Origin of the sequence: Corynebacterium kroppenstedtii, from assembly GCF_016894245.1 — a bacterium.
Lineage (GTDB): Bacteria > Actinomycetota > Actinomycetes > Mycobacteriales > Mycobacteriaceae > Corynebacterium.
Window position 1 is genome coordinate 903409 of the sequence record NZ_CP069792.1, and the last position, 12766, is coordinate 916174.

The window sequence follows — 12766 nt, forward strand, 5'->3', positions numbered from 1 at the left end:
GTTGAGCAACTAGCTCATCACATTTTTAACGAACGGGATGCTGTCCTCTTTAGACTTGTTCACCGTTCCGCTGTGATCTTTATCGGGATAGAACTTGAACGTGACTGGCTGGCCGCTAGCCTTCATCTTCTCCGCAAGAGTTACAGCTCCGGGCATAAATATGTCGGTGTCCAATCCTCCTTGGCCGATAAAAACAGGTTGGTTATATCCCGATTCAGGTATTCCCATGTAGTCCTTGAGGGCCTGTTTGAATCCTGGGATAGTGTCTAAAGGCTTGGAAAACACCTCTTCAATGCGGATGTTTTCCTTTTTAACGACATCCGTAATTCCTTCAGGGGCAGGATGCGATGGAGTCGACAAGGTGTCGCATATTGGTCCCTCAGCATAGTCCACCCATTTCTTCCCGTAATCGGTGAGATAGGAATTGACGTCCCACTCCGGGTGCGCGGTACGAAGCCCGGAAACAATGTAGAGAAGATAGGTGGTGAGGGTCGGCAGCGCGTTTTGTTCACCCAATTTTCCTGGTGGGACCACGCCCGGACGGAACACCACTGGTAGTAAGTCTTCAATGTAAGCAGGAACTCCGGTGGCGACGGCACCGCGGTAGGATAATCCGTCGCTGTTGCCACCGTATTCTTCTGCGTATCGTGCCGTGAACATTGCAGCGCCGCCGCCTTGTGACTGTCCGGCGACGAACCACTTTTTGGCTAACTCCTCGAAGTGTGTTGTGGACGCCTTAATCGCGTCAACAACACTGTGAGCTTCTACTTTTCCGTCCAAATAAGGATGGCTGCCGGGCGTTCCGAGGCCGACGTAGTCGCTCGCAACAATTGCGTAGCCCTGGTCCATCCACGAATTTAGATAATCCCAATCTCTCTCCCATGCGGCTGGACCGTTTGTAGAGTAGGCGCACACGTCGTTGAGGCCGACTGTGCCATGTGCCCAAGCCATAACCGGCCATCCGCCTTCAGGCGCCTTGCCTTGGGGAAGGTAAACGGCTGCGGTAGACAGCGCTGGCTGACCTTGGGAATTCACCGTCCAGTACGTGATTCGATACGACGCTCCCGCATGGGGCACAGCAATAGCCGGATTCAGTGGCTCGACTTTCGTGAGTGTGCCAGGCTCGGTCGCGTCACCGGGCGCAGTATCCATCAGGTGCGGATCATTGCTTCCGGGTATGGATTCGGTGGGCTGACTCACGGTGCCTTGGGCATCACCGGCATACGCGATCCCAGTGGGAATAGCGAGTGTCGAGGCGATTCCTAGAGAAGCGCTGAGGCTTAGGCTTGCAAGAACGGAGCGCCGACGTCTCGCCGTGTGCGCGCGAGAGAACCGATCGGGTTGAGAAGTTTGGGGAGCAGTGCGGGGCATGGGACCTCCTCCTAGGAATTGAGCTTTTTGAGAACGATAGTCCCAGCACATCAACGTCGATAGGAAACAAAGTAAAAACTTTGCAAAACCTATCTTTCGGTGGTGGCCACTCACTCCCTACCGCTCATGCTCCGCTTTCATCGCCCGTTGCGTCCGTTGCTCAATGGCCGCAGCATTCTTCGCAACGTTTCGTGCCGACCGCAGACCCAAAGCGTCGTAAATAGGACGGCATTTAAATATCACGGCGATGAACATCGCGACCGCACACGCACCCAAAAGCGGCGGAAGAAGCACCACGGCGCCCGTCATCTCGGTGGTCAAAACAAGCCCGGTCACCGGCGCGCCCACACTCGCGGCAAATAATGCTGCCATGCCGACGATTGCCATTGCCGACGGATCCGGCGCGACCTGCGGGAACAGCGCATGGCACACGAGCCCAACGATCAGCCCGAGTTCAGCGCCCAACACAAGCATGGGGGCGAACAAACCGCCCGGCGTGAGCGCGACATACGAACCGATCGCCATGATGAAACGCAAGATCAGCAGGCCGAGGAGAACCATGACGGTGCCGCGACCCATCAGAGCATCCATCGTCAACGAATCTCCGCCACCCACCAGATTCGGGCCGAGATAACCGACGACACCGATGGCCGCCCCGATCATGCCCGCACGGAGTTCCACAGGGAACGTTGACGCGTCGACTACCGCCAGGGTTCGCATGAGCATGCGGTTGTACAGCAGCCCAGCGAACCCGGCGACCAGCCCCACAAGCAGGAAAAATGGCCCATTATCCAGCGTGGGTGGTTGAGGTTCAGGAAGGGGAAACACGTGATCATCTCCAACGATCACATGCGCCATCGAATACGCCGCCCCAGAAGCTGATAGAACCGCAACTGTCATCCTGGCCTCGAAGCGCTTAACCAATTCCTCAAGCACAAACACGGCACCGGCCAGGGGTGCGGAAAAGGCGGTCGTGAGTCCGGCGGCCGCTCCTGCGGCGATCAGTAAGCGCAGGTCGGCGCGGTTGTTGCGATAGGTCCGGCCCAGGATTGTCGCCACCGACGCACCAAGGTGCACTGACGGGCCTTCGCGCCCCAGCGCCAAACCGCCACCGATGGACATCAGCCCGCCGACGAACTTGATGGGCAGCAAGCGCATGTGGGTGGGGTTGGCGTTGCCCTTCACGATGGCCTCGACGCGGGGAATGCCGGATCCCTCCGCCACCGGCTCCAGATGGCGAACCATCGCCGCCCCCACCATGGCCAATACTGCCGGAGCAACAATGGCGACGAGCACGCCGACGACCCCATGCCCCTGTGACCACCCGAACACTGTGGTCCGCCATGCTTCCGCGTGCTCAAGACACACGCGGAAAAGGGACGCAATGATGCCAGTACCTAACCCCACCATGATGGCGGTAATGGTCAGAGGAACCATCGACATTGATGGTCTCCCCTTGGCCTCATTCCACCACTCCAGGCTGTGATAGCCAGTTAGCACTCGGATGAGGCGTTCGCGCCGGGTGAGGGGCTGGCCACTGGCCGTCGGCTTCGCGTCGTTACTCACATCGTCACTGACGTCGCCACTCACAGTGAGGCCGTTAGTGTCGTGCTCGGAGTTAGTCACGGGAGTCCGTCGCTACTTGCCATTGGTTGATATTGCGGTCAACCGCGTAGCGATCAATCTTCCGCAGTTCCTCGTCGGTAAATGACAGGTTGTCTAGTGCGCCGAGGCTGTCGTCGAGTTGCTCAACTGAGCTTGCCCCGATCAGTGCCGACGTCACCTCTGGCCGTCGAAGTGCCCAGGCGATCGCCATTTGCGCCAGTGATTGTCCACGCTCTTCGGCGATGGCATTGAGGGCGCGGATGCCCTCGAGAGTGTCGTCGTTGAGGAATGTGGAGTTCATCTTGTGGTTGCCCAGGCGTGAATCATCCGGGATACCATTGAGATATTTGCTGGTCAGAAGGCCTTGGGCCAGGACAGAGAACGCAATGACTCCCATACCGTTTTCGGCGCATGTTTTTAGCAATGATGTCTTCGCGGCGGGAGATACGGATGGGTCGGTGGGGCCGTCGGGGCCCTCGATCCACCGGTTAAACATGGAATAGCTGGGCTGCATGATGGTGAGCGGAGTGCCCAGGTCGCGGGCGATGCTCTGTGCCTGCCGCGTGAGTTCGGGCGAGTACGAGCTGATGCCCACGTAGAGCGCACGCCCCGACCTAGCGATGTGGTCGAGCGCGCTCATTGTCTCTTCCAGTGGCGTGTCGGGGTCCGGGCGGTGGTGGTAGAAGATGTCTACATAGTCCAAACCCATCCGCTTTAATGAGGCATCCAGGCTTCCTACCAGGTATTTTCTGCTGCCCCCGAAGCCGTATGGGCTGCTATTCATATACCAGCCGGCCTTGGAGCTAATCACCATTTCTTCCCGGTATGGGCGGAAGTCTTGGGCAAAAATGCGGCCGAAATTGGATTCCGCGGATCCGGGTGGTGGCCCATAGTTGTTGGCTAGGTCGAAGTGGGTGATGCCACGATCAAAAGCACGCCGGAGGATTGCGCGTTGCGTCTCCAGGGGGCGATCCCCACCGAAGTTGTGCCACAATCCCAGGGTGATCGCGGGAAGTTTCAGGCCGCTATCCCCGCAGCGGTTGTAGGGCATGGGGGAGTGTGCCTCGGGGTCGTAGCGGTCATCTGCAGCTCGGTACACGTTTGGATAATGTGCGCTACTCATAGATCCCAGTGTAACGACGCAGGTGCACAGGGGTTAACGGTGTTGGCGGGCGTGGTCACGCACAGGTTCGCAGTGTTCGGGTGCCGGATATATCAGTGTTCCTGGCTTTAGTCGTTAGGGATGAGCCGTGATGGAATTCCCATCTCTTGTATTTCCAGGGGTGTAAGTGCGTTTTCTTCTAACACTTTCTTGACGACGAACCGCGCGCGGTCTTCCGGGTCGGGGATTCGTCGTGCCGCACTGAGGAGGGTGGTTAACGTGGCGGCGTTGTTCGATGCCCCAATGTTGTGTTGCTCGGCGCTATGCTCCTGCGCGCTGCGTCCTTCGGCGGAGGAGGGCCCCGCAGAGGATGACGCCGGGCCGAATGCACGCCACGCGACCGCCGTCGCCAAGGAAAGAAGGGTGATTCCGCGAGCTTCGTGGGGCTCGATGCGGCGGTCGACCACACGAGGGGACGAACCTCCACGCTCCTGCTCGCGGTGCGAGCGTTGCGCTTCCTTACTCTTGCGCAGACGACAGTGGAGTTCTTGCTGGCCAATCCCGACGGTGGAGCCGTCGTCGTTAGTAATGACTGTGGTGTACGGGATATTACAGAAGCCGTCGGAGGCGATTTCGTGTTTAATTTGCTCGACCATGGCGTTCGTGACTCGGACCGTGGCGTGGGCATTATTGCGGCCGGGGTTGATGTATTGGAATGTGCCGGTGCGCGTCCAGGCTTCGTACTCCCGCCCGAGGCGTTGCATAACGAGCATGCCGAACATGGCGTCGGTCATGGAGAACAGCGATCCGCCGAACGCGGCTCCGTGTGCATTGCCGTTGAACCGGTTGACCTTGAGGATGAGGTGTGCCGACGACCAATCGTCGGGAATATCCCGGATTCTCACGCCTGCAGCAAAAAGAGGTGGGTATGCGCTCATAGCGGCGGCGAAGAGGCGCGGTGACCGGAGAACACGTTTGACGAGGAGGGCTGCAGCGCGAACATTCATGTGAGCTAGGTTACTCAACTTCGGTGGCGCCGGGGCGGTTTGTCCCATTCGGACGACGCTTTTTGTTGGCATGCAGACGTGCTGCAGTCACGGGTCGGTTTCTGGCTAGGTAGTGCCGGCTCAATCTGTACCTCGTTGATGGCGGCGGCCGTGGGGTACCGCGGTTTGCTGAAGGGCCAAGCGCCCCGGTGTTTCACCCCTCTGGCCAGCGCATACTCCGACTGGAAGATTTTTGCGACAGTCTCCCCTGTTATTTAAGGGGTAAGTTAGGCTGGATATATTGGGTTGCGACACCCCGTCGCTTTATTTATAAGACAGCCAATGCTTAATATGAGTCCATGAGCATCGTAGTTACCAACCAGCTGACCATTACGTCAGATCGCGCGGACGAAGTTGTTTCCCGCTTTTCGCAGAATATGCAGTCCTTGGACACGTTCGATGGGTTCGAAGGCTTCGAACTGTGCAAGCCGACGGAACCTGCCGACGACCGCTGGATCGTCATCACCCGGTGGCGCGACCAGGAGGCCTTCCTGGGATGGCGCAATTCCCGTAAGTTCCGTGAAGACCACGGCTGGCGTGAGCGCGAATCCAGCAAAGAAGAAGAGGCAAAGAGGCCACCGCACGGGTCGATGAACTCCGTCGTCCGTAACTATGACGTCATGCTGACGAAGGATGCTGCTGAGTAGTTGACGCGGTAACGCGCGCACACGGCAACCCCACCCAGAACCCCCAGCGCATACAGCAAAAACCTCCGCTGCTTTCGTAACGAAAGTGGCGGAGGTGAAAATTTTGTCGGGGTAGCGGGATTTGAACCCACGGCCTCTTCGTCCCGAACGAAGCGCGCTACCAAGCTGCGCCATACCCCGGTGCAACTCGACTAAGGCTAGCGCACGCTCTTTCGTACTGCCAAATCACTACGCAGGTGCCCTGCCTACAGTCCTTTCAGCACAATTTCCCGCTCAATGAAGCCGTCTCCCACTTCAATTTCGTCGATAGTGGGCTCGGGGAGGTCGTCGGTTCCACCGCCACCCTTTTCGACGATGCGCAGCAGCTGTGCGGTAGGCGGGCAGAATGTCCGCACCGGCGCAAACTTGGACGTTCCCAGGCCGGGGGAAACGTTGAGGATGGAGTCCTTCCACTCGGAGACGCCGGACGCATGTTCGCGATCGATCCCAGAGTTCGTCACGATAGGCTTCCCACCCGGCAGGCACAACTGCCCACCATGCGTGTGACCAGCGAGGATCAGCTGATACCCGTCCTTGGCGAAGGCATCCAGCACCCGCGGCTCAGGAGAGTGCGTTAGCCCGATGGATAGGTCTGCGTCCTTATTCGGCTCCCCAGCGATCAGCGAATAGTCATCCAAATCCCCATGAGGATCGTCGACTCCAGCAACCGCAAGCCGGAACCCGTCGACGGCGAAATCATGCCGCTGATGGGTGCAATCTTCCCACCCATGCTCCTTGAACACCGCACGCAAATTCTTCCACGGCATGCTCTGGTCGCTGTGCTTTTGCTTTTTGCCCGTGAGATAGCGCAGTGGGTTAGGGGCCGTCGGCGCCCAATAATCATTGGTGCCAAAGCAAAACAGCCCCGGCGTCGTTAAGAGAGGAGAAAGTGTTTGAACGACGGCAGGCACGGCCTTCGGGTCGCCCAGGTTATCCCCGGTATTAACAACGAGATCCGGCTGAAGCTCGGCGAGCTCACTGACCCACAGCTGCTTCAGTTGTTGGTGGGGCAACATGTGAAGGTCGGAGATATGGAGGATACGGAATTCGTTACGCCGTCCCCGAAAAGTGCCTTTGTCCAGCATGGGGATGGTTGTGACGGCGAGGCGGAATCGGCTGGCACCGAGTAGTGCGGCGGCAGCCCCTGCAGCTCCCGCAGCCCCCGCGGTGGCCGCAATTTTCTTGCCAATCGACCGCCCATTTTTCTTATCGATTTTCTTATCGACGAGGACCCCGCCCGCACGTGATGCCGCGTGGGTGGCCCGGTTAAGCAACGATGGTGCGGCTGGCCGGGGGTGCGAGGTGTGTGATGCTCGCGCCGCCGACGGGGCACTGTGCCGACTGGACGAGGACCGGGGAAAAATACTCACACGCCCATGGTAAAGGTGGTGGGACGCTTTTCCGATTCGGCTGGTCACCGTCCGGGCGGGCGCTATCCTCAAAAGCATGGGTATGAAAGCAACGATCCGTGAGGATCTTAAGCAGTCGATGAAGAACCGCGATAAGGAAACGACCAGCACATTGCGTATGTTGTTGGCCGCCATCCAAGAGGAGGAAACGTCGGGAAAGGCGCATGAGGCGTCGGACCAGGACATTCTTCGCGTGATTGCTCGTGAAATTAAGAAGCGGCACGAATCTGCTGACGTGTACGCGAAGGCAGGGCGTGATGAACTTGCGGATTCTGAGCGCGCTGAGATTTCCGTTTTGGAACGCTACCAGCCGAAGCAGCTATCGGATGAGGAGCTTAATGCCCTGGTAGATCGTGTGATCGAGCAGCATCAAGCCGAGGGCGGCGAGGTTTCGATGAAAGCGATGGGGCAGATCATGAAGGCTGCCACCGCAGAGGCGAAGGGCACTGCTGACGGTAAACGCTTATCGACGGCTGTTCGCGCGCGCCTTCAGGGCTAGGGCATCTGGTCATCTCCCATTCAGCCGGCGCCCATTTGGGCGGGCGCTCAATCGGTCGGTGCCCATTCCGGCCACCGTTCCACTCGCCGGCCCCGTCGCTACGGGAGGAATCCCTGCAGCTGAGGTGGGACATATGTGTGCAGGAAGTCGTTAATCATGCCGGGGATGTCGGGTAGGGCCGGCGCTGGGGCTGGAGCGGGTACTCCGCCTCCGCCGCCACCGGTACCGCCGCCACCACCGGTGGCTCCTCCGCCAGTGCCTCCTCCGCCGGTGGCTCCCGTTGAGCCGGAGTTAGTGGGTTGGGGGAGTACCGCGCGTGAGTAGCCGATCGCCTCGGGGTTGGTTCCTGCCTGATAGGAGGGGTTTATGGGTGGAAGTGTGTGCCCGCCGTAGGCGTCGATAAGGGGTTTGGCTGCGGTGAGGTAGATATCAGCGGGCTCCTTGCCACCAAAAAGGTTTCCATCGGGGCATTGGCGCAGGGGGCCGGTGCAGAGCGGTGAGCTGGTACTACCGTCGTTGAAGAGATAGACAGCTCCGGCAAGTCCGCTGGTGAGCCCTAAGAATGCGGCGGATTGGTTGGTCTCTGTGGTGCCGGTCTTTGAGGCCAAAGTGCCGTCCCACCCGGTTAGCTCGGCGGCTTCGTGAGCTGTTCCGGTGCCGACGTCATCGGATAGGCCATTGGCCAGCGCGTTCGCGACGTCGGTAGGGATGGCTTGTTCACACTGCGGCGGTGTGACAGGGACGTCTTTGCCGTCGTGGTCGGTCACCTTCAGGACGGGGTTGGGTTCACACCACGTTCCGCCGTTGGCGATGGTCGCCGCCACATTGCTCAGTTCAAGGGGGTCGACGGCGATAGGGCCGAGAACGAATGACCCCTGGTTGGTCTCTTTAATCGTGTCGGCCTGGGATTTCTTGTCCTTGCTGTCACCGTTGTTATCGCCACTATCATCAGGTTTGTCAGCCAAGCTGCGTAGCCCCATCTTGACGGCAGTGTCAACAACAGTGCCCACGCCTAGTCGCTTTTCGAGTTCGATAAACGGTGTATTCGGTGATTTGGCAAGTGCCTGCTTGAGCGTCATTTTCGACGGGTACGCGCCGACGTTTTCCACGCAGTATTTGTCGGAGGGGCACCCCGGAGCGCCACCGTGCCCCATGTCGGACATCTCGATCCGCGACGGCACATCCATCACCGTGTCGATCCCCATCCCCTTTTCCAGCCCGGCCGCTGCAGCGAAGACTTTGAAGATGGAGCCAGCCCCATTACCGACAGGGTGTGATGCCAATGGCAAGACGGACTGAGAATTGCTGGTGTCGAGCCCGTAGTGCCGTGAGGCGCCCATAGCGAGGACTTCGTGACCGTCGGGTTTGATAAGGTTCATTGCCCCGGCGACCCCGGGGGTGGTGGCGGGGGCATATTGTTCGAGCGAGGCGTTGACGGAATCCAACGCGTGGGGGTCGAGTGTGGTGGTCATCGTGTAGCCACCCGAAATGAAATCGTCCTTCGAGATCCCGTGCGAGTCCAGGTAGCGCAGCGCGTAATCGCAGAAGAAGCCGGCGTCGTCGGCCCCAATGCATCCGTTGGTGGGAGCTTCAGGCTTATTGACGACGCCCAACGGCGTGATTTTCGCCGCGTCGGCGTCGGCCGCGGAAAGCGCCCCCGTGCTGGCCATGGCGTTAATGACCGTGTTGCGGCGCTGCAGCGCGGCGTCGGGGTGCGTGAACGGGTTATAGGCGGACGTGGATTGAACCATTCCCGCCAGCAGCGCGGCCTGCGGCACGGTGAGGTCTTTGGCGTCGACGTGGAAATACGTCTGTGCCGCGGTTTGCACGCCGTACGCGCCGTTGCCGAATTCCACGAGGTTGAGATACCGGGTCAGAATCTCGTCCTTGGAGAGGTCTTTATCCAGGTCAGACGCGAGTTTCATTTCGCGGAGCTTCCGCGCGGCGGTGTCTTCGTTGGCGGCAGCGCGTTCGTCGTCGGTCTTGGCTTTGACCAGCATGAGGTAGTTCTTGACGTATTGCTGATCCAGGGTGGACGCGCCCTGGGCGACGCCACCGTGAGTGATGTTGGCTACGACCGCTCGAGCGGTTCCGCGCAGGTCAACGCCGTGATGATCGTAGAACCGGCGATCTTCGATGGCAACGATGGCTTTTTTCATCGGTTCCGAGATCTGGTCCGACGCGACTTCTTCTCTGCGCTGCGTGTAGAAGGTGGCTAAGGGGTTGCCGTCCCGGTCGGTCATGGTGGAGACCTGCGGGAACGCGGCGCTGGCAATGTCGTGGTAGTTGGAGTCCATGGCGTTGTGACCACGGTTGATCGTGGCTCCGGCCGCCAGGGCGACGGGCAGCGCGCTGAGCGCCACTAGCAGGGTGGCGATGAGTATTGCGCCGAAAAGGATCAGGCTAGGGGCCGGAGCATCAGATCGTCGGTTCACGCTTACACCCTACCCAGTGATTGGCCGTGTGAAGTGAGTCTCACCGATTATGGGCATGTGTTCTGGGAAAACACAGATAGACAAAAACTTACTCTTCCGTTAAGTAGTTAACGCGACTACCCCCGAAATGTGATGTAGTCGACAGTTTGTTTGGCGTGTGAATAGACTTACAGCTAGCTAAGCAGGGTGAATATCCATAAAAACGGTATCGAGACATACCAGGGTGACGCTCACGGCTTCGCGACCATGCACACGTGACCACGGAGAGGAGTGCACAATGACTGCATCGCTGACCCGACCGGCTGATACATCGTTGGCCACAACCAAGGACGGACGAATCCAGCAGAAGGTGGATTCGCTTACTGATCCGTCATCGTTCGCGGAGCGTGGCCAATGGATCACTCACGCCAAGTGCCGTGACATTGATCCTGAGGAGTTGTTTGTCAAGGGGTCGAAGCAGCGACAAGCTGCGGCGATTTGCAGACATTGCCCTGTGGTGTTGCAGTGCCGTGCCGACGCCTTGGACAACCGCGTGGAGTTCGGCGTGTGGGGTGGCATGACCGAGCGACAGCGTCGTGCATTGTTGCGGGAGCACCCCGAGGTGGAAAGCTGGGCAGACTTTTACGCGGGGTACGCCGGGCGGTCATAACGGGGGCATCCCGTCTAACTGGTTGGTTGAGCTTAGAGTGGGTGGCTCCGCACAGCGTAGCTGATTGAGCCCAGCGCAGCTGATCGAAGCCAGCGCAGCTGATCCTTGTTAGGCTAGGGTCATGACAACCTGGGAATATTCAACAGTTCCGCTGTTGACGCACGCTACAAAGCAGATTTTGGATACATGGGGGGCTGACGGCTGGGAGCTGGTGGCAGTCATGCCCGGCCCAACAGGCGAGCAGCACATTGCCTACATGAAGCGCCCGAAGGAAGACTAGTTTTATGACGACCAGTGGACAGTCCACTCAGAGCCCCAGGAAGAATCTTGCCGACTTAGGGATTGAACTCCCAGAGGTGGCGGCGCCGGTGGCTTCTTATGCACCGGCCGTGATCTCGGGGGACACGATTTATGTGTCGGGTCAGCTTCCATTCAAGAACGGAGAACTGCCGGCGACGGGCAAGGTTGGTGCAGGCGTGTCTGCGGATGACGCGGCGGGATACGCTCGCCAGGCGGCACTCAACGCTTTGGCCGCCATCAATTCCCTCGTCGACATTGATTCGGTGTCGATTGTGAAAGTCACGGGTTTTGTGGCGTCCGCACCCGGATTTGGTGGTCAACCTGGGGTAATAAATGGTGCATCGGATCTTTTCGGCGACGTCTTCGGTACAGCCCATGCGCGGTCTGCTGTGGGGGTTTCGGAGTTGCCCTTGGATGCGCCGGTGGAGGTTGAAGTCATCGCGCGACGAAATACAGGAGTGCAATAACGCTACGACGGAAGCCGCTCTGTCCCGGGGGTTTTCCGAACGTGTGCTAAGTCATGGTCGGAATTGCCCCCGTTTCGGCATTTTTTGGGTTGTCTCTGGCCCGATGAGATTTTGACAGACCGCCCGAGGACGTACACTGACATGCATGGAGCATCCTGCGTATAGCCAGTTGCGTCCCGTTACCCCCAACGCGGGCGTTGTTTTATGTCCCAATCCCAGCTATGGCTCGCTAGAGGGCACCAATAGTTGGGTTATTAGAGCTGACGGTGATCCGCGGTCGATCGTTGTGGATCCGGGCCCTCAGGATGAAGGCCACCTGAATGTTCTTAACCATCATGCGTCGGAAATCGCGATGATTCTTTTGACTCACCGGCATCCGGATCATGCTGATGGAGCTAACCGGTTATCGCAGATTACGGGGGCGCCTGTCCGGTCCGTCGATAAGCGTTTCTGCAAAATGGGTGATCCGCTCGAGGACGGGGAAGTCATCACCGTCGAGGGTGTCACTCCGGCTGTAAAAGTTGTCGCCACTCCTGGCCACACCGCGGATTCGGTGAGTTTCTTCCTTTATCCGAGTGCCGACGCTGCTCGGGCCGATGATGGTTCGAGCGATACGAAGCCTGAGGCGATTTTGACGGGCGATACGATCGCCGGCAAGCACACGACAATGATCTCCGAGACCGATGGTGATCTGGGGCAATACCTAGAGACATTGGAGATGCTGAAAAAGCGGGGCGCCGGTGTTCCTTTGCTGCCCGCACATGGGCCGGATCACCCGGACCTGGAGCCGTTTGCCAAGAAATACCTTGATCGACGTCACCATCGCCTTGACCAGATCCGTGAGGCTCGGAAGAAGCTGGGGGATGATGCTTCGGTGGACCAGTTGGTCGATGAGATTTACACAGACGTGGACCCGGTATTGCGTGGGGCTGCTGAGCAGTCGACGCGCGTGGCGCTGCGGTATTTAAGCGCTGAAGAGAAGTAGCGCTCAGGAGTGGCGCTCGGGAAAATAGCGTTCGAGAAAAGTAGCGCACAATAGGAATAAGCAGCCCGGGAGTCTCGGGCTGCTTTGCTTTTGTGGTTAAGTTTTGCGCGTTTGTGGGTTATACGGGGCTATACGACAAAAATGTGTCCGTGTGCCGGCTTCGTCGCTATCACCCGCCGAGCGCCCGTGGTGCGAACTATGCGTTGTACCGA

The 12766-nt window shown here is 58.9% G+C and carries 12 protein-coding genes and 1 tRNA gene; 6 read left to right on the forward strand and 7 right to left on the reverse strand.

The genetic code is table 11. The features are described from left to right. Positions 1 to 9: 9 nt before the first annotated feature. The 4 genes from I6J23_RS04010 to I6J23_RS04025 all read right to left on the reverse strand — a co-directional run bounded on the left by I6J23_RS04010 (position 10) and on the right by I6J23_RS04025 (position 5085). Positions 10 to 1371: an alpha/beta hydrolase family protein gene (locus I6J23_RS04010; protein WP_239454985.1), complete on the reverse strand. Its 1362-nt coding sequence runs from the start codon at positions 1369 to 1371 to the stop codon at positions 10 to 12. A 117-nt stretch (positions 1372 to 1488) separates the two neighbouring features. Then, positions 1489 to 2997 (reverse strand): H(+)/Cl(-) exchange transporter ClcA, encoded by a 1509-nt coding sequence (gene clcA, locus I6J23_RS04015; protein ID WP_239454986.1) that lies wholly within the window; start codon positions 2995 to 2997, stop codon positions 1489 to 1491. After that, entirely contained in the window at positions 2990 to 4099 is a 1110-nt protein-coding gene (locus I6J23_RS04020) for an aldo/keto reductase (RefSeq protein WP_204582621.1), read from the reverse strand. Before I6J23_RS04020 ends, clcA begins: the two co-directional genes overlap by 8 nt. A gap of 107 nt (positions 4100 to 4206) precedes the next feature. After that, the gene (locus I6J23_RS04025; RefSeq protein WP_204582622.1) at positions 4207 to 5085 is read right to left on the reverse strand and encodes a PaaI family thioesterase; all 879 of its coding nucleotides are present in this window, start codon (positions 5083 to 5085) and stop codon (positions 4207 to 4209) included. 338 nt (positions 5086 to 5423) lie between these two features. Here I6J23_RS04025 and I6J23_RS04030 point away from each other — a divergent pair, with 338 nt between their 5' ends. Then, positions 5424 to 5771, forward strand: a complete 348-nt coding sequence (locus tag I6J23_RS04030; protein ID WP_012732608.1) for an antibiotic biosynthesis monooxygenase family protein — start codon at positions 5424 to 5426, stop codon at positions 5769 to 5771. Between the two features lie 106 nt (positions 5772 to 5877). Here I6J23_RS04030 and I6J23_RS04035 read toward each other — a convergent pair. Further along, positions 5878 to 5951: transfer RNA gene (locus I6J23_RS04035), tRNA-Pro, on the reverse strand. A 65-nt stretch (positions 5952 to 6016) separates the two neighbouring features. Then, a complete protein-coding gene (locus I6J23_RS04040) occupies positions 6017 to 7180 on the reverse strand; it encodes a metallophosphoesterase (protein WP_239454987.1) in 1164 nt (387 codons plus the stop codon). 76 nt (positions 7181 to 7256) lie between these two features. On the opposite strand from I6J23_RS04040, the gene I6J23_RS04045 reads away from it, so the two are divergent. Continuing rightward, positions 7257 to 7718 carry a GatB/YqeY domain-containing protein gene (locus tag I6J23_RS04045; RefSeq protein ID WP_204582624.1) on the forward strand — a complete coding sequence of 154 codons (462 nt, stop codon included), beginning with the start codon at positions 7257 to 7259 and terminating at the stop codon, positions 7716 to 7718. Between the two features lie 98 nt (positions 7719 to 7816). Here I6J23_RS04045 and I6J23_RS04050 read toward each other — a convergent pair whose 3' ends face one another. Continuing rightward, positions 7817 to 10153 (reverse strand): transglycosylase domain-containing protein, encoded by a 2337-nt coding sequence (locus I6J23_RS04050; RefSeq protein ID WP_204582625.1) that lies wholly within the window; start codon positions 10151 to 10153, stop codon positions 7817 to 7819. 277 nt (positions 10154 to 10430) lie between these two features. Here I6J23_RS04050 and I6J23_RS04055 point away from each other — a divergent pair, with 277 nt between their 5' ends. The 4 genes from I6J23_RS04055 to I6J23_RS04070 all read left to right on the forward strand — a co-directional run bounded on the left by I6J23_RS04055 (position 10431) and on the right by I6J23_RS04070 (position 12554). Beyond that, positions 10431 to 10802: a WhiB family transcriptional regulator gene (locus I6J23_RS04055; protein WP_204582626.1), complete on the forward strand. Its 372-nt coding sequence runs from the start codon at positions 10431 to 10433 to the stop codon at positions 10800 to 10802. A gap of 121 nt (positions 10803 to 10923) precedes the next feature. Continuing rightward, on the forward strand, positions 10924 to 11082 hold the full coding sequence (locus I6J23_RS04060) for a DUF4177 domain-containing protein (RefSeq protein ID WP_012732603.1): 159 nt from the start codon (positions 10924 to 10926) through the stop codon (positions 11080 to 11082). Positions 11083 to 11086: 4 nt separating this feature from the next. Continuing rightward, positions 11087 to 11569 (forward strand): RidA family protein, encoded by a 483-nt coding sequence (locus I6J23_RS04065; RefSeq protein WP_204582627.1) that lies wholly within the window; start codon positions 11087 to 11089, stop codon positions 11567 to 11569. Between the two features lie 145 nt (positions 11570 to 11714). Then, the gene (locus I6J23_RS04070; RefSeq protein WP_204582628.1) at positions 11715 to 12554 is read left to right on the forward strand and encodes an MBL fold metallo-hydrolase; all 840 of its coding nucleotides are present in this window, start codon (positions 11715 to 11717) and stop codon (positions 12552 to 12554) included. Positions 12555 to 12766 lie beyond the last annotated feature (212 nt).